Raw genomic sequence first — 18,022 nt, 5'->3', positions numbered from 1 at the left:
AATAAATCAACATGATATTTTCATATTTATTAAAGCACATGGTACCATTATTAAAAAATTCTGCACAAACAATGGTTTTAATTCCGATAGTAGAACAAGACTTCGAAAATCACATTTATTATTTTTAAAAAGATTGCTTAAAAATGATAGCGCAATCCACCAGAAAAACGAACTCCAGAAAAACCAGCCTTGGTTAACCTATGCTGATAGCTAAGATCACTGTGAAGTGTAACTTTAGAAGAAAACTGTGAATTGACACCCAAGCCAACTTCTAAGGAAGAACCAAAAGAACTCAACTGAAAAACATCTTTAAAATGAACAAATTGTTCTTTACCAAAACAATGAGCAAGATGAATATTTCCATAAAAAGAAATGATACGATCCTTTTCAGAGGCTGTAAATGTTTTACTTAAACGCCCACCAACACGCATAAACCATTGATCTATTTTTTTCATCTCAACATCAAATCCATCAATATCACGAAACTTATCAAATTGAAGATGTTGATAAATAAGCTGAAGTTGCGGATCAAAAATAAGATCTCTATATCCTGTCATAGACACTTTACCAGCAGAAAACGACACGTTCAAAGGATTTGCTTTTAATGTCGCCGTCTTACCCCAAACACGGCTACGCACATCCCCTTTAAACAAACCATAAGATAAAAAACTATCTATATAAAAATCAGTGTAATGTTTCACACTAGCATATGCCGTAAATGACCATTTATTAAATGTACTCTTTTGACTTTGTTCCACGTTATGAGGTTGTAAGGAAAGCTTTCCATAGGTTCCCATAATCCCAAAAGATGTCGTACTATATGCACGCTCTATTGTTTTGAGCAAAATATCTGTTTTTATAGCGTTATAATCAACATGACCATCGTACCCATATTTAAGTGTAGAAAGATCTGAGACATAACGATAACTCCCACCATAACCGTGGACAGATAAAGCAAAGTTCCCTTCAACTTTTAATAATTTACGAGGAATAGACCGCCTAACTTGCAACTGCTTTTGTTGATGACTAATATCCATGAGCCCAACATGAAACAACGCATTTGGTAACAAAAGATAGGTCGGAACTTGTGGAACAACCTCTCTGACCTTTAACTCAGAAGGGGGAATAGCAGACACCTCTAAAGCAGGCTGAATATATTTACTTTCAAGGCGAAAATCCCAAAAATCTCCATCTCCTTCAACCAATCTTTGAGAAGTTTGTGCATTTCCAAGAGCAGAAGCTGGACCATAAGCATGAAGATAATATTGGTAAGGCAAACCCTCTAATGCGATATAAGCACGATTTAACTGAAAAGAATCCTCTGCCGCTTTTCCAGAAACCTGAATAAGTGAAATACTATGAGCATTTTCACCGGTTGCTATCTCACCCTGATTTCCTGCAACAAATTGCACATAAACTGTTGTTTTTCCAGAAACATCACCATGTATTAAAAGCCGATCAGTTTTTGTATTATCGAGCAAACCATCACTACTGAGATGCGTATTGAGATAAATATCTGCCCTATCTTGCGCACTATAAACTTCTTTTTCTCCCTTCCCAATATGAAGTGTCTGATACTCCTGAAACATTGGAGTCTCAAAAGCAATAAAACTATCAGAAACTTTCACAAATGAAATAGACGAACTTGTACGGTTTGCAACTTGCAAATCGATCTCTCTTCTTTTTGTCAAAAACCATTTTGATCCCCCTGTTAAATAAAGCTCAGCAATAGAATCATCGGCAACACGAGTCCCTCCTATCAATGAAGAAGAATTAGCCAAAATCGCTACACTTCCCCCTTTTTCAGCTGTTAATAATAAGTCACCAAAAATTTTTGTACCTTCTGTTACTCCAATATAAATACGACTGTTATGACTATGAACAGCTGTCCCATCTGGAACCTCAAAAATCGTCCTTTTCAAAAAGACAAGCCCCTGTTCATACGCATCATTTTCCTCATCCCTCTCAAAATACATACCATGTTTGTTACCTATTGCTTTAATTGTTGAATCTTCAATATTAACCCGCGAAATTAAAATATTTCCTTCCCTGCCGTTATTGGATGGCGTGTTAGAATCTTGTCCAACTGTTAAAACATGAACATCCGTAGAAATAATATTCGTATTTTTTACATAAACAGAACCCTGATGTTTTACATTGAAAACTGTATGTGTAATTTTTTCATTTGTATTTTCTTTGTCTTCTGTTTTTTGATATTTTGAAGCAATGGTAACACCATCTAAAGTCGCACTCCCCCCTCTCCCCACATAAAGCGCAGCAGCATCATTCACATCAATAAATCCACTTTTCATCTGAATACCCGCATCAGCACTAACGAAAAGAGCACTCTCTTGACCGATACCCAAACCTTCCACTTTAATTTTTGTATTCGTTAACGTAACAGATGCTCCTCGCTTCTCTGCATAAGCAGCAATCTGAAAAGCCTCAATTGTTCCACGATCAACCTCAATCATTCCATTATCAGCTTTAAGACCTATTGATACATTTTTAAAAGCTGAATCGCTCAAAACAATTTTTCCCCCTCGTGATACAAAAACACCATAAATATCTTCTATACCCGCAGTCCCTTCAACCTCTACACGCGTTGCCTGAATAACTGTATTTGGCTCCTGCACTACTATAGCAGCAGGTAACATGAGAGAACAATCCTCCCCATTCGTTTCTTTAACAGGCGCCGTGAATTTATATACTTTATCACTAATTGTATGCTTTGAACCATCACTGCATTCATAAGGTAATTTGTTTTTGTCACATGACAGTGATGTATATGAATGAGAATGTGCCTCAATATTTATATTTAACAAAAAAGAAAAAATAGCTGCTGTAAAAACGCACGAATACAAGTGATTGTTAGATACCTTGATTATCATTGTTTTTCAAAACTTTCTTTTTTCAACAAAAACAAAAAATGCTGGCAAAAAAATAAACCACAAATTAAACACAACAAGAATAAAACAAACAAAATTATTTTATTTTTCATGATAAAATCATAGCATTCAATAATATGTTTTGTGTTTTATGTAAAGAAAGAACAAAAAGTTTAAAAATACCATTTAGGATGAAAATCCCTTTAAAGAATGCATCTCAAAAACCGCTGGAAACTGTAATTACAAAAGGCCAAAAAACCAATCTTAAAAAAACGTAAAAAATGCGAATTTTGAAGAGATATAATATTCAATTTATCTCACCACCAAAAAATAAAAATACAACAAAATGAGAATGACTTCTAAGATTAAACGATTAAAACGTTTTAATAAAACACAGAACAAAAAGATACAGTATACGAAATCTATAACCGCATCATCTCTTCAACTACAACAAAAAAACAAGAAATTGCACACTAATGTATAAGCTAATGTACACAATTTCTATATTAAAAATGCTAGATATCTAACAAAGAAATTTGAATAAATAAAAAACTTCTCCTAATACCCTATCATCAATGATTTGAATTAATAAATGTAATATTTTAGATCTTTTGATAAAATCTAAAATACAGTAAAACACTCACCATTCTGAACTTAAAAAACACCAAAATAAAATTTCATCAAAATTAGCTCTATGAAAGCTATCTGTTTATTATCGTTAAAGAAGATATTTTAGCAAAGCTATTATTTGCCATTCTTTATATTGAATAAATTTCTCTAAACAACAACTCACTATCCTCCGCTAGCATCATCTGACAACAACACTATTGCCAATCTCGTAGCTGATGAATATAACTACATTAGAGACAAAAGAGCTATATTTCTCTCTTCTCCCGTTTAATATTTTTATTTAATTATTGCTTTAAAAATTAACGTTCTACTGTTGATGATCACTTGTGCAAAGCTTTTTTTATTTTCTGGCGCTTTTTATCATTTTCAAAACGTAACATCAAATCTCGCTCTTGTTGTGTCGAATTGGTTACACCAAAAGTATCATTGTCCATAACCTGCTGATACCCTGCTACCATTAAATTGACTAAAAATGAATCACTTCGCGGCGTTGATGAAAAATAGATTCCCTTTGAATCTTGTAATTTGTACCGATAACCTGCTTTAGTCATGCACTCATAAACTGCTGCAAAATCACTTGCACGCGAATCCATATTTTTAGAAGAAGCGTAGATTGGTTTCCAACCACATTTTGACAGTGCTTGTTGGACCATAGACTTACTGACACCAGACTTTTCCCATAATTCTAACGTCGATGGGGGAGGTTTGCTAATACACCCAGCAGAGCTTAATAAAATTATAGCAATCAATAATTTCAATGTTTTTTTCATTTCCCCCTCCGTCAATATTTACGATAGAAAGACTGATAAGTCTTCTAATATTTTCTCACACGCAAGATGACTTTTGTTAGCATATAGATATTGAAGAAACAATCCCACCCCCCATGCAAAAACAAGAATGGAAGGATTTTTGATTACAGCAGCCTCAATACTTAAGGTTGACATTCAGGTTGTTCTTTATGCTCTTCACAATGAGGACTATTCAAACGCCTCTCTACACTTCGCTGAGGAATAACTGCATCAGGCTGACAAATTGGAAGATTTTTATATTTCTCACACCACTTCATTCTTCCCAATTTATCTTGGAAACCTGCTTGGATCATACATGCATTCACAGACTCCTCAGCATTGAATTTCTCATCAGTACTTGTTTCTGTATCAAGACGACCATCAAGATGCTGTATTCCACATTCTAACAGAGCTTTTTTGATCTCAAGCTGATCAGCACCTGATTTTTCCCATGCATCTACAGCTGTTCGAGAAGGCTGCTCAGGGTAGCATCCAGCCATAACAAATAAGGTTATCCCGCTTAATAATTTTAAAATCTGCTTCATTTTCCTATCCTTGAGTAATTTTGATATTACGAAACAATCTATAAATTATTTTACATGCTGTTTTTTATTTCCAAAACAATGATGAACATTATCAACCTATATTATTTTTATCTTTCCGAAGATTATGCCATAATTATTATATCAAAAATACGGTAAAATTATTACTAAAATCATCTATCTATCAACGATATGCTTATAATTATTATCAATATTTTGATTATAACCAAAATAGATATTTCATATTATTGCGCCAACAGTTGTGGTACCCATAAATAAATAGCATTGACATGCTGAATTAAGCCCCCCGCGTACGGGTATGAGAAACATGAAGGTAGGGATTGTGATCGTCACAAACAGCAAGACTTAAGGTTTGCATTCAGGTGCATTTTTATATTTTTTACAAAAAGGGCTGTTCAAGCGCTTCTTGACACTGCGCCTCGGGATGACTGCGCCTGAACGACAAATCGGCAAGTTTTCGGCTCTAAAAGTATAACATGGTCCACCCGCTCTTGCTACCTCTTCATCTTTATAGCGGAAACCTGATTGAAGCATGCAAGCATAAGTTGTTGCTTTTGCATTGATGCTCTGCTTTCTGTTTTCTGGATCGACATCATAAGGAGTTGGCATACCACATTCTAACAAGCCTTTTCCTATCTCTGTAAAATCTGCTCCTGGTTTTTCCCAAGCAGTCAAATATCCTGAAGGAGGCTTATTAAACTGACATCCAGCTATACTTAACAAAGTTACAGCACTTAATAATTTTACGATGTGTTTCATTTTTTACTCCATGATCTAATTCAAGGCTTTTGTTCTAAATGAGATGTGCCATAAAATTTTTGGCATTTTGGACCCGCATCTCCAAGACAGGTATGGGGATTTATGGGATTTGTAGCCACTCTCTACCATTCTATCCAAACGTTACTGCCAGCAGGTATCGTTTCGTAGGTATAGCCATTACCGCCAATAATTCTGCTTACAAAGTCAAATTTATTCCCATCAAAACCTGTTTCATGCGTCTGTGAATGGCTGCTATGATGGTCTGTCATGCCAACAATCGTCATACTTTCCCCCATTACATTGATATCTTGACCAGAAATCAGATGAGAAGCAATAATCGTAGCATCTCATTGTACATCCATATCAACATTGCCTGTTGCCTCAAGGATAGAGAGAATTGTTGTTGTGTGTGTTCAGAGCTATTGGAAGATTTCTCGTGTAAAAAGCCACTTTCCGATGATTTTTTTGCTGGTTGTAGTGTTCTTGAGCGCCTTTTATGGTAATATCGAATAATTTTGCACCGAAATACAGTTGCGGAGTGCATTTTGTCCGCCTCCACTTGTGATAAAAATTACTCTTGTATCAATATTAAAAAATAAGTTTGATCCTTCCTCTTGTGAGAGCAATAAGAATCGTAAAACTGTCACACGTTCATTGTTCTCTTTAATTTACTCTTCTATGAGATTTTATTGTAATACCTTGCTGCTGTTTATTAAAGTTTTTGTAAAAACAATGATACAATGCCTCATGTAACTTTGTTATCCACTATTTTCTACCAACGCCAATCCTCTTTGAGAAAAAATACATAAAGAACTTTATCTTCGCTTCTAAAAGCAATAGTAATTTTCTAAACAACAAAATTTAAACAACCAATTTTTTAAAGAGCTAAAAAACAATTCTTACAATAACTTCTTTCGTGAAACAGAACTTCATTAATACGTTTAGAAAAAGATATCTGCCTATAATCATGTATCTGGTAAAATCTATTTGCACTGTTAGGCATTTTAACCTGAAAGACTTATATTGATGGCACAGCTCACCATCAAAAAAACGCCTAATATTTATATGATTTTGTCGTTACCGTAAACAATGGTTCACAAAAACTTCCAAAGCAAAATAATAACGAGCAGATTTTTTCAATCTAGATTGTTCTAACCTTTAGAGAAAACAATCAAACACCTGTTCTCCTGATGACATCAGCTATTTGTTTTGAGTTTTTTCTCTATTCACATTTTATTCAGCTTCTTTTGCTTAAAATTATAAAGTTTAAGTGCATAGAAACAAATAACAAGCCAAGCAATCCAAATAACACCTATAATTAAAACTGGTCGTGTCTCATCAAAATACCATAGGAGAATAAAAATAAAAACCATAAATAAAATAGAAAAAATCGATCCTATTGGCCAAAATGGAATGGGAAATTTTAAACCATTCTGAGCTTCTTTAGGCATCTTAATTCGCATAAAAAATTGTGAAAGTAGAATCATCATCCAAACAAAAACTGTCGCAAATGTTGCCATTGCAGCAATAAGAAAAAAAAGCTTTTCATGATAAAAATAATTAAGGACAGCACCAAGAAGAAAAATACCGAAGATCATCAAAATAACAAAAACTGGTATACCGTTTTTTGATAAATATTGAAACTTTTTTAAAGCATAACCTTCCTGCGATAAACCATGGATCATACGACAAGCACCATACATTCCACTATTCATTGCTGAAATAGCCGCTGTAACAACAACAATATTTAAAATATTTGCTGCATATGAAATCCCAAGATTTTCAAAAATGGATACAAAAGGGCTATCCATGAGACCAATCTCATTCCAAGGATAAAGAGACATTAAAATAGCTAACGTCATGACGTAAAAAAGCAAAATACGAACTGGAGTAGAATTAATTGCCTTTGAAATCGTTTGATGAGGGTTTTGAACTTCCATAACTGCCATGCCAATGATTTCTATGCCACCAAAAGCAAAAACAACAACACTAAAGCAAGCTAAAAAACCAAACCAACCATTGGGAAAAAGTCCACCATTTTTCCATAAATTATGAACAGTAACGGTAGAAAAATCTGCACCTTCACCCCACCCCCAAAAAATAATTGCTATTCCTAAAATAATCATCGCAATGATAGCGATAACTTTAATAGAAGATAGCCAAAACTCTAGTTCACCATAGACTTCTACAGCCGCTAAATTAATACCTGTGATGATTAATGTAATACTCAGTGCCCATACCCAAGGAGCAACATCAGGATACCAAAACCCCATATAAGTCGCAAAAGCTGTAATATCAGCCAAACCAACAAGAATCATCTCAAATACATATGTCCATCCCGTTAAAAAACCTGCTAATGGTGATATGTAATTTGCCGCATAACGAGCAAAAGAACCAGGCAATGGATTATGAAGTATCATCTCTCCTAGAGCCCGCATAACCATAAAAATAGCTAAACCAGCAATACAATAGGCAATCAAAACACTGGGACCCGCAAGCTTAATTGCCTGTGCAGACCCATAAAAAAGACCTGTTCCAATAGCAGAACCAAGAGCTAAAAAAATAACTTGGCGCTTACTCATCCCTCTTTTCAGTTCATTTATTGCCATTTCTTTCCTTACTTTTTGAAATGCTGACAATCCACACCACGATAACAGCTCTATGAGAAATAAAGCCTCATGTTTCTTTCACAAATATATTTCAAAAAACATCGAAGACCAGCCAGTCCAACACTTTGCTCTAAACAATGAAAAAATACTTTTATTGCGAATTATTCAGCTTTTATAGCCTACAATTTCGTATTATTTTATTCAAATAAAGTGATAATGAATTTTTTCATAATTGTCATTTAATTCATTTCGTATTCTCTAGTTTTTTACAGAGAAAATTAACCTTAATGTAATCTAAACTTTTAGGCTTCTATTTCAGTGCACTGAAATAGAAGCCTAAAAATTCATAACAAACACATTAACTATGCATACAATTAATTTTTTGTTACTTTAAGCCAACTCTCTTTGAGCTTATAAAAAAACTTTTTACGCCAATTGAATAGCTCAATTAATGATAATACGAATCTCGCAAGTTTTCAAAAGTATGAGAAAGTGTATCTACAACCCATCTTTTAAGGACTCCAGCTGCCTTAACGACAAGCTTTCCAATGAAAAAAAAATATACGGTAAAAAGAGCATCTTTGATTGTTGGTCCGATGATAGCGTTCTCCTTACCTCTGGGAATTTGCCCTGATATAGCAATAAAATCTTTGTTTTTCGCTGAAATAAGAGGCTCTTTCTCTTGGGCCACTATCATAATGAAAACTTCCTCTGGAAAGCTACCTCTCCTAAAATTTGCATGAATCTCAAGAATTTGAGAGAAAAAAAGAACTGTTATTGAAACACATAATTTAGCACTTTTAAACATTCCTTTCTCCTTTTTTATTTTAAATATCAAAAATAAACTATAAAATTCATAAAGTATTAACAAATAAGAATAATATAAAATAAAACTTTTATTTTTACTCGATACAATACATATATTATAATTTATATTTATATTTATATTTATATTTATAGAAATATAATATCACGAATATATAATTCGTGGATATTATTTAACTTATATTAAAATTTCTGATATAAATCAGAAAATATAGGTGCTTTAAGTTTATAGTTTCTATAAAATAACATAATATCTAGTTAACTACAAAAATCAGATATATACAGTAATAAATATATGATTTATTAAATAATTCAAATATTGTATCGCTCCTCTATATTTTCATATGAGAAAGTTTTAAAATTCAATATCCGCCCTTCAGCATTGACCTTCAAACAAATACTATTGAAAACTTAATGAAGGAAAAATTGTTTCTGGTAAAACAGATAATAAGTGCCCTTCACGCACAAGTATATGTGCTTGATGAAGATCTGGAGCCAGATAGCGATCTTCCTTAAGAGAAGCAACATTTTTTCGTAGACATTCCATAACGGATTGCAAAAAAGTACTTGTTTTTAAAGGTGCACGATATTCAATTCCTTGTGCTGCAACAAGCGTTTCAATGCCAATAAGTGTAAAAAGATTTTCGCTCATTACCAATAACCGACGCGCTCCATGGCAAGCCATTGAAACATGATCTTCTTGATTGGCAGAAGTTGGGATTGAATCAACGGAAGCAGGATGGGCCATTTGCTTATTTTCAGACATTAAAGCTGCCGCTGTTACTTCAGCAATCATAAAACCTGAATTAAGACCCGCATTATGCGCTAAAAAAGCTGGAAGTCCATAAGAAACTGCTGGATCAACCATAAGAGCAATACGCCGTTGAGAAATAGATCCTATTTCACATAAAGCAAGAGCAATCTGATCAGCAGCAAACGCTACAGGTTCAGCATGAAAATTCCCACCTGATACAACTTCACCATTCCTTAAAATCAATGGATTATCTGTAACAGCATTTGCTTCAATAATCAGTGTTTTTGCTGCTGCCAGCAAAATATCAAAACATGCCCCCATGACCTGTGGCTGGCAACGTATACAATAAGGATCTTGTACACGCTCATCCCCCTGTAAATGTGCTGCACGAATTTCTGAATCCTCTACAAGCTTTTCTAATGTTTTCGATACAGCAATCTGCCCATAATGTCCTCGTAAAATATGGATATCAGGATGAAATGGCGCCGTTGATCCCATGATAGCATCTGTCGTCAAAGCCCCTGCCAACAATCCACCACACAATGCCCGATAACCTCGAAAAAGACCAGCAAGTGCAAGGGCTGTTGATGTTTGAGTCCCATTAATAAGAGCGAGACCTTCCTTTGCCTCTAAAATAATAGGGGACAATCCCGCTTTCTCTAATGCAACCGCCCCACTCATACGAATATTTTGAAAAAATGCTTCTCCTTCTCCCATCATAACAGCCGCCATGTGAGCAAGTGGAGCTAGATCACCTGAAGCACCAACAGACCCTTTTTCAGGGATGACAGGAATGACGCCTTTTGCAAGCATATTTTCCAGCAAATTTACCAATTCTAGACGAACTCCTGAAGCCCCTCTTCCTAAAGAGATAAGCTTTAAGCTCATTATCAAACGCACAATATTTTCAGCTAAAGGCTCTCCTACCCCACAACAATGGGACAAAATAAGGTTTCTCTGTAAAACAGCGACATCGTCCGCATCAATTTTAATGGAAGCCAACTTCCCAAAACCAGTATTAATACCGTACACAGGCTCACTTCCAGCAGCAATTTCAGCAATGCGCTGAGCCCCTTTCTCGATAGCTAAATGCGTGTCATTATGAAGTTTACTCACTTCACCATTAAAATAAATAGCTGCAAGCTCACTAAGCGTCACCTCGCTCGGTTTCAGTATAATAGTCATAATTTACTTTCTTTTTTTATCAAAGTATAACGTTTAGCATTATTGATCCTTCTATAAAACAAAAAAAACTATAACGACTCTTTAAAGCGAGAATGCTTTCTTAAAGGTATTCCTTACAATGGAGTTATTATCCAAAAGTAGAATAGTTGACGATAAATGAAAATGAAATATTGACAAACACAACCAAGGTCATGGATTTTAAAAATAGATAACGCATTAATTTATAATTATAATCTAGCATGATTCATATTAAATGAGAGAGCGGAATATCTTTAGACTCTCTCATTCCAAATCTGTGTATGTTGAATCAATCAAAACCATTCGCTTGCACGTCATAAGCGAAATTGGCGTATGGATAAACTGTACAAAAAAGGACTACTCCTCTTATAAACCATGTCAAGGACTGTCGCAACATTGGGAGATGAAAGTGTGGATGGTGCAGGCTTATTCTTTTATGAAGCGTAAAGATGGAGAACTCAATGGATTTATCATCAAGCTATTCCTACTAAACTTATAAAAATCTTAAATAGATAGCTGTCACAATCTATCATGATTGCAAAAATTAAACTCTATAGAAAATTAAAAAACTTATTCAACACATCACAACAGAGAAGAAATTGAGCTTTTTTGCTACTTCTAAAATTGTATTTAAAGCGCCAGATTGAAACCTGAAAAGCACATCTTCAATAAAACCACACAAGACTCCCCCTAATCCGTTATTTAAAATAAAAATAAAAGAAGTTTTCTTATATCAAAAAATTTAATTAACATATTGTTTTTATATTATATCTTTAAAAAATAGAAATGCTTCATATAGCATATTTATATTTTACTTTTTTGTTATACTGAATCTGAATTTAGAGATAATTTCAAAATGAGTTGTTTTTTAAAGGTGCTTCCAAGCCATTACCTTTTTTACTACAAATTTCTGATTATGATAATTTTTTGTACTTTTTCAGTTGTTTTTGTCAAAATTTATTAAAAACACTCTCATTTAATAATAAAAAGCAATCATAAAAACAAAGAATTATCAAACATTTCTATTCAATCTACCTCTTCTTATTTTATAAAATAATCTGTTGTTAAACTGCAGTAAAGAAAGCGCTTCGATGCTATAATGCAGTGCATAAATTTTCTATTTAAACTCTCTCATATCAAGTGAACAATGAAAATCAGCGGTAATAAGATGTCAATGTGAATGCTGAAGAAAAAAACTTTCGCCCTCAAAGTCTGCCTTAATAAGGCGTTAATTTCCTGAATACCGCCCACTCTGATGTGCTAAAAGAGCAAAAGCAATCATCGATATCGGATTATCCTGCATACATATAGAGCTCACTTCGATACAAAAGCTCCAAATTGCCTTGCACTTCATATTTCTTTATCAATGCGACCAATTGCCGCAAATATTCTTCCCCATAGCAAACAATAGCGCGTTGCGCTTGCGTTGAAGAGCGGCTCATTCCAATAAAAGCTTCAGATGGGATCATCATCGTCCAATTGTGCGTATGAAAAAAAATCTTTTCTGGATCTACCCCAAAGCCATCAGTCATTTCCTGTAAAAAATCAAAATTACGATAATAACGGGAATAATTCGGACTCATTTTCTCTAACAATGTCTCATAAGCCTCTAGAAATTCGCTATGCTTGAAATCACGATTATTTTGAATAACCGCCATGACACCATTGACTCGAAGTTGATCTGAAACAGAACAAAGCAACTTGGGACGATCCATCCACTGAAACGCTTGCGCTGCAATGACAAGATCAACCTCGCCAATTTGAGGCAATAGGTCTTCGGCACGCCCCTGATACCACTGCACCGTAGGAAATTTTTTTCGCCCCTGCTTAATCATATCTGCCGATACATCGATAGCATGATATTGGTGCTCATTTCCTAAAAATTTAACAATTCCCTCTAATGCGATGCCTGTCCCAGCACCCACATCCACAATGGACAAATGCTTTTTGTTCTTAAAAGGATGGGCATGGTTTTAAATAAAGTAAGGGGATAGCGAGGACGATAACGATCATAATCATTAGCCAATCCATCAAACTTTTCACTTTGCCGCTGAACACTTTCTATCATAGGACTTTCACCCTCCTTCTCAATTACTACCATACATAATAAAAAAGCCTTTTTATCCAATGTATTAAACATAACTTCTAAAGGAGGAAAATAAGAACTGCCCTGACCTTCTATCTTTCCATAAGATTGATACTTACATTTTTCTCTTTTCCAATTGTTATCTGCACGTTGCAAAACCCAAAACTCCTACGAAAATAATATAATTTTCTGTAATAATAATTGATATAAATATTATTGATCTTTTATAAGATGACATCTATATTACTAGTATTATTTTAATATCAGCAAGTCACTTAAGCGTACCTAAAACGCATAGAGATATCAATTTATTGATAAATACGCCTGTTTATAAAGTTCAAAATACTTTCCACCAAGAAAATAAACCCTATATAATACATAAAATATCTGTGGAGACATCTTTATGTTAAATGTACAAACTTCTTCAATGTTTAAAATATTAAAAAAATTTCCAATCGTGATTCTTTTGGCATGGTTAGTGCCATTTTTAAGTGGGTGCGGATTTAATACGATACCAACAAATGAAGAAAAAGCACATGCAGCATGGAGTGAAGTGCTCAATCAATATCAACGTCGTACAGATCTCATCCCCAATCTTGTAGAAACAGTTAAAGCTTACGCAGCTCATGAACAAAGTGTTTTCACAAATGTAATTGAAGCACGTGCTAAAGCAACACAAGTCAACATTAATGCAGATATGTTGAATAATCCAGAAGTTATGCAGCAATATCTCAAAAATCAAGCAAATTTATCAAGTGCACTTTCGCGACTTATGGCTGTTGTTGAAAACTATCCGGATCTTAAAGCAAACCAAAACTTTCTTGCTCTTCAATCACAATTAGAAGGAACAGAAAACCGTATTTCCGTTGCGCGCCGCGATTATATTGAAACAGTACGTGCCTACAATACTGCACTCAAAACAATGCCGACGATGATTTGGGCAAAATTATGGTTTCGTGATGCTAAACCTATGCCAACTTTTACGATCGATACTGATAGCCAACAAACACCAAAGGTTAATTTTAATTAATGAAATCATTTCGATACTCTTTGCAACGTATTGTATTTCCAAAATTATGGGCTTTTATCTGCTCTCTGTATTTAGTTGCTGCATTGGGAAGTATCGCTTGTTCGCAAATAAAATTTCCTCATTTAACAGGTTATGTTAATGATGTGGCTCATTTGCTCGATAATGCAACCAAGGAAGACTTGACAAAAAAACTGGCAGCACTCGAAGAGAAAACGGGAGATCAAATTGTTCTTATAACACTCCCTACTCTTTCGGGCAACGATATAGAAACGTACAGCAATTTTCTTTTTCGTACATGGGGATTAGGCCAAAAGAAGATCAATAATGGTGTATTACTGGTCATTGCACCGAATGAACGCACAGCACGTATCGAAGTTGGATATGGTTTGGAAGGAGAGCTAACAGATGCTCTTTCCTCTGTCATTATTAATAGCTTCATGATTCCTAATTTTCGCGAAGGAAATTATCAAAAAGGAATTGCTGAAGCAGTTGATACAATTATCAAAGTTATTACAGAAAGTGATTCTGATTTTACTTTTCGCATCAAAGAAAAAGCTAAAATCGTTGAAGAACAACGTAAACAAGCTGAAAAAGAAGAAATGGTAATCAATGCAATTATGTTTCTCATTCTCTTTATAGTCGTTGGTTTGCCCATTCTTGCAATGATTTTTGGTAAAAAAGTGGGTCCACAAAAGTATCTCTGGCTGGGGATCATCTTCACACCTTGGTTTCTTAACTTAAGTGCCGGTGGCAGATATCCTGGTGGAAGGTTCGGTGGTCCTAGAGGTGGAGGGGGATTTAGGGGTGGTGGTGGATCATCAGGTGGTGGTGGTGCAACAGGAAGATGGTAAAAGGAACGTGGATTTTTAAGCGTAGCAAATCTTCTTAAGATAAAATTTTATGAACGTATTCTCTTTTATTCAACAATTCTATACCTTACTCTGTAATCACTTTTATTGATTACAATACAAACTCAAACATCAAGATAAATATTACCCATGACATGTGAATTGAAACATACAGATCGTAATCACTTATCACATCATTTTAATGCAATTCTAGAAAATCCACCCGTCGAATGGAAAATAAGCGATCATCTAGTTGAGTATCCTGAAGCTCTGCGTTATATGCAAGAACGTGTAGAAAAAATTCTTGCAAAAACTGCGCATGAACAAGTTTGGCTTCTCGAACACCCTTCCCTTTATACAGCGGGAACGAGTGCAAATAAAAAAGATCTTTTGGCTCCTAATTTATTCCCTGTTTATGAAGCAGGACGTGGAGGTGAATTTACATATCACGGTCCAGGACAGCGTATTGCTTATATCATGCTTGATCTTAAACGCCGGAAACAAGACATTCGTGCTTTCATTAGTGCATTAGAAGAATGGATCATACAGATGCTTGCCAACTTTAATATTAAAGGCGAACGCAGAGAAGATCGCGTTGGTGTCTGGGTTAAACAGTCTCATTGCCCATCAAAACAAAATGATCTTTCTTCCGAAGATAAAATTGCAGCTATTGGCATTCGAGTGCGCAAATGGATAAGTTTTCATGGAGTTTCTATCAATGTTAATCCTAATTTAGCCCATTATTCAGGAATTGTTCCTTGTGGAATTACAAACCACGGTGTAACAAGCTTTCTTGATCTAGGTTGCCCTGTAGCAATGCATGATATTGATATTGCTCTCAAACACGCTTTTGAAAAAATTTTTGGTCCAACAATCGATGTTTCCTAAGTGCATTGATTTTTAAATAAAAAACAGGCATAAAATTATTTTAATAAATATTTGATTTTATGAGGTGGATAGTTAAACGCTATGAGCGATAACAAAAAGGATCTTTTTAGTGTTTTAAATAAAGCCCAATCTCGGGTAAATACAAAAGAAAACACTCTGCAGTCTCCAATGAAATCAAACGCGATGATTTCAAGAAAAAGTGCAAAAGATACGCAAGAAGATGACTATAATGCCCTCTCTATTCGAGTTCTTGAGGGTTTAGAGCCGGTACGTTTACGCCCTGGAATGTATATTGGTGGAACAGACAGTAAAGCGCTTCATCATTTATTTGCCGAAATTATTGATAACGCGATGGATGAAGCTGTTGCGGGTTATGCAGATTCTATTGAGGTCTCATTAGATAGGAATGGTTATATAACCGTTACAGATAATGGACGCGGTATTCCTGTTGAAAATCATCCTCAAATGCCTGAGAAATCGACTCTTGAAGTTATTATGACACAACTCCACTCAGGGGGAAAATTTGATGGAAAGGCTTATCAAACTGCAGGTGGACTTCATGGAGTAGGAATTTCTGTCGTCAATGCTCTTTCTGATGATATGGAAGTTGAAGTTGCACGAGAACGAAAACTTTACCGCCAACGTTTCTCACGTGGTATTCCTCAATCTGGATTAGAAGATCTGGGAGATGTTTATAATCGTCGTGGTACGCGCGTTCGTTTTCATCCTGATCATAAAATTTTTGGTGAAAAAGCAGCTTTTGATCCAGAAAAAATCTATAAGATGACATGCTCCAAAGCCTATCTTTTTGGTGGCGTAAAAATTCGCTGGTCTTGTGATCCCGTCATACTTGAAGGCGCAAAAAATATTCCTGAAAAAGCTGTTTTTCATTTTCCCGATGGGCTTAAAGACTATTTACTTTCGTCACTAAAAGATGAATATCGAGTAACGTCAGAAATTTTTTCTGGCAAAACACACCACAATAATGGCCATGGCTCCGTTGAGTGGGCTATCGCTTGGCATGGTGGTGATTCTTGTGTGCAATCTTACTGCAATACGATTCCTACAGGAGAAGGCGGAACACATGAAATAGGATTACGTCAAGCTCTTTTGCGTGGATTGAAATCCTACGCTGAGTTAATAGGAAACAAGCGCGCAACGATTATTACGTCTGACGATATTATGATTTCAACAGCCGCAATACTTTCAGTCTTTATCAGTAACCCTGAATTTGTTGGACAAACAAAAGATCGATTAGCAACCATTGAAGCACAGCGTATCGTTGAGAATGCAATCCGCGATCCCTTTGATCATTGGTTAGCAAATTCCCCACAAGAAGCAACAAAACTTCTCGATTGGGTTATTGAACGTGCTGAAGAACGTGTTAGACGACGCCAAGATAGAGAAATAAGTCGAAAAACTGCTGTCCGTAAATTACGTCTGCCCGGTAAACTTGCAGATTGTAGCCAGAACCATGCTTTGGGTGCTGAACTATTCATTGTTGAAGGGGATTCTGCAGGAGGATCTGCTAAACAAGCAAGAAATAGAGCAAACCAAGCAATTTTACCTCTTCGTGGTAAAATCTTAAATGTCGCCAGTGCTGCACATGAAAAAATGAACTCAAGCCAAACAATTAGCGATCTGATCCTTGCTCTTGGATGTGGAACACGCTCCAAGTATCGTGAAAAAGATCTCAGATATGAACGTATTATCATCATGACAGATGCTGATGTTGATGGTGCTCATATTGCGTCACTGCTCATTACCTTCTTCTTTCAAGAAATGCCTGACCTTATTCATCAGGGACATTTATATCTTGCCGTCCCTCCCCTTTATAGAATATCTCAAGGAGGAAAAGTTGCTTATGCTCGTGACGACATTCATAAGGATGAATTGCTCAAAACTGAATTTACTGGAAAAGCTAAAATCGAAATCGGGCGTTTTAAAGGGCTGGGTGAAATGCGCGCAGAACAACTTAAAGAAACGACTATGCATCCTCAAAAACGTACATTGCTTCGTGTTTCTATTGATGCCGTGGAAATGCAAGAAACGAAAAAGACTGTAGAAAGTCTCATGGGAACAAAACCAGAAGCACGATTTCGTTTCATACAAGAAAACTCTACTTTTGCTTCTAATCTAGACATCTAATGT

At 35.3% G+C, this 18,022-nt stretch carries 12 protein-coding genes and 1 pseudogene; 4 read left to right on the top strand and 9 right to left on the bottom strand.

Going from position 1 to position 18,022, the window contains the following annotated elements; all coding sequences use genetic code 11:
* Positions 1–137: 137 nt before the first annotated feature.
* The 9 genes and pseudogenes from ACFIMM_RS00290 to ACFIMM_RS00250 all read right to left on the bottom strand — a co-directional run bounded on the left by ACFIMM_RS00290 (position 138) and on the right by ACFIMM_RS00250 (position 13,087).
* Positions 138–2,891: an autotransporter outer membrane beta-barrel domain-containing protein gene (locus ACFIMM_RS00290; protein ID WP_375682498.1), complete on the bottom strand. Its 2,754-nt coding sequence runs from the start codon at positions 2,889–2,891 to the stop codon at positions 138–140.
* 947 nt (positions 2,892–3,838) lie between these two features.
* Positions 3,839–4,288, bottom strand: coding sequence for a hypothetical protein (locus tag ACFIMM_RS00285; protein ID WP_375611505.1), 450 nt, complete (start codon positions 4,286–4,288; stop codon positions 3,839–3,841).
* Positions 4,289–4,449: 161 nt separating this feature from the next.
* On the bottom strand, positions 4,450–4,851 hold the full coding sequence (locus ACFIMM_RS00280) for a hypothetical protein (protein ID WP_375613121.1): 402 nt from the start codon (positions 4,849–4,851) through the stop codon (positions 4,450–4,452).
* Positions 4,852–5,214: 363 nt separating this feature from the next.
* Positions 5,215–5,628, bottom strand: coding sequence for a hypothetical protein (locus ACFIMM_RS00275; RefSeq protein ID WP_375613122.1), 414 nt, complete (start codon positions 5,626–5,628; stop codon positions 5,215–5,217).
* Positions 5,629–5,750: 122 nt separating this feature from the next.
* Positions 5,751–5,912, bottom strand: coding sequence for a hypothetical protein (locus ACFIMM_RS00270; protein ID WP_375613123.1), 162 nt, complete (start codon positions 5,910–5,912; stop codon positions 5,751–5,753).
* Positions 5,913–6,854: 942 nt separating this feature from the next.
* On the bottom strand, positions 6,855–8,237 hold the full coding sequence (locus ACFIMM_RS00265) for an amino acid permease (RefSeq protein ID WP_375613124.1): 1,383 nt from the start codon (positions 8,235–8,237) through the stop codon (positions 6,855–6,857).
* A gap of 448 nt (positions 8,238–8,685) precedes the next feature.
* Complete coding sequence (locus ACFIMM_RS00260) at positions 8,686–9,045, bottom strand: hypothetical protein (protein WP_375613125.1); 360 nt, start codon at positions 9,043–9,045, stop codon at positions 8,686–8,688.
* Positions 9,046–9,462: 417 nt separating this feature from the next.
* Entirely contained in the window at positions 9,463–11,001 is a 1,539-nt protein-coding gene (gene hutH / locus ACFIMM_RS00255; protein ID WP_375682497.1) for a histidine ammonia-lyase, read from the bottom strand.
* Positions 11,002–12,311: 1,310 nt separating this feature from the next.
* Positions 12,312–13,087: pseudogene (locus ACFIMM_RS00250) on the bottom strand (class I SAM-dependent methyltransferase).
* A gap of 421 nt (positions 13,088–13,508) precedes the next feature.
* Between ACFIMM_RS00250 and ACFIMM_RS00245 the strand changes: the two are divergent.
* The 4 genes from ACFIMM_RS00245 (at position 13,509) to parE (ending at position 18,019) form a co-directional block, all read left to right on the top strand.
* A complete protein-coding gene (locus ACFIMM_RS00245; protein ID WP_375613126.1) occupies positions 13,509–14,135 on the top strand; it encodes a LemA family protein in 627 nt (208 codons plus the stop codon).
* The gene (locus ACFIMM_RS00240) at positions 14,135–14,986 is read left to right on the top strand and encodes a TPM domain-containing protein (RefSeq protein WP_375668432.1); all 852 of its coding nucleotides are present in this window, start codon (positions 14,135–14,137) and stop codon (positions 14,984–14,986) included. Before ACFIMM_RS00245 ends, ACFIMM_RS00240 begins: the two co-directional genes overlap by 1 nt.
* Positions 14,987–15,133: 147 nt before the next feature.
* Complete coding sequence (gene lipB / locus ACFIMM_RS00235) at positions 15,134–15,871, top strand: lipoyl(octanoyl) transferase LipB (protein WP_375613128.1); 738 nt, start codon at positions 15,134–15,136, stop codon at positions 15,869–15,871.
* A gap of 81 nt (positions 15,872–15,952) precedes the next feature.
* Positions 15,953–18,019 carry a DNA topoisomerase IV subunit B gene (parE, locus tag ACFIMM_RS00230; RefSeq protein WP_375668431.1) on the top strand — a complete coding sequence of 689 codons (2,067 nt, stop codon included), beginning with the start codon at positions 15,953–15,955 and terminating at the stop codon, positions 18,017–18,019.
* The last annotated feature ends 3 nt before the right edge of the window (positions 18,020–18,022 follow it).

The organism is Bartonella sp. AP258QHHD (assembly GCF_042196145.1).
In the GTDB taxonomy this organism is placed as follows: Bacteria; Pseudomonadota; Alphaproteobacteria; order Rhizobiales; family Rhizobiaceae; genus Bartonella.
Note: the sequence above shows the minus strand (reverse complement) of the source record. Positions and strands in the feature narration are given on the sequence as shown.

What these genes read in the sequence shown, in the direction of transcription:
- ACFIMM_RS00290 (WP_375682498.1), bottom strand. Translation starts at nt 2,891, where the DNA reads ATGATAATCAAGGTATCTAACAATCACTTGTATTCGTGCGTTTTTACA.
- ACFIMM_RS00285 (WP_375611505.1), bottom strand. Translation starts at nt 4,288, where the DNA reads ATGAAAAAAACATTGAAATTATTGATTGCTATAATTTTATTAAGCTCT.
- ACFIMM_RS00280 (WP_375613121.1), bottom strand. Translation starts at nt 4,851, where the DNA reads ATGAAGCAGATTTTAAAATTATTAAGCGGGATAACCTTATTTGTTATG.
- ACFIMM_RS00275 (WP_375613122.1), bottom strand. Translation starts at nt 5,628, where the DNA reads ATGAAACACATCGTAAAATTATTAAGTGCTGTAACTTTGTTAAGTATA.
- ACFIMM_RS00270 (WP_375613123.1), bottom strand. Translation starts at nt 5,912, where the DNA reads ATGACGATTGTTGGCATGACAGACCATCATAGCAGCCATTCACAGACG.
- ACFIMM_RS00265 (WP_375613124.1), bottom strand. Translation starts at nt 8,237, where the DNA reads ATGGCAATAAATGAACTGAAAAGAGGGATGAGTAAGCGCCAAGTTATT.
- ACFIMM_RS00260 (WP_375613125.1), bottom strand. Translation starts at nt 9,045, where the DNA reads ATGTTTAAAAGTGCTAAATTATGTGTTTCAATAACAGTTCTTTTTTTC.
- hutH (WP_375682497.1), bottom strand. Translation starts at nt 11,001, where the DNA reads ATGACTATTATACTGAAACCGAGCGAGGTGACGCTTAGTGAGCTTGCA.
- ACFIMM_RS00245 (WP_375613126.1), top strand. Translation starts at nt 13,509, where the DNA reads ATGTTAAATGTACAAACTTCTTCAATGTTTAAAATATTAAAAAAATTT.
- ACFIMM_RS00240 (WP_375668432.1), top strand. Translation starts at nt 14,135, where the DNA reads ATGAAATCATTTCGATACTCTTTGCAACGTATTGTATTTCCAAAATTA.
- lipB (WP_375613128.1), top strand. Translation starts at nt 15,134, where the DNA reads ATGACATGTGAATTGAAACATACAGATCGTAATCACTTATCACATCAT.
- parE (WP_375668431.1), top strand. Translation starts at nt 15,953, where the DNA reads ATGAGCGATAACAAAAAGGATCTTTTTAGTGTTTTAAATAAAGCCCAA.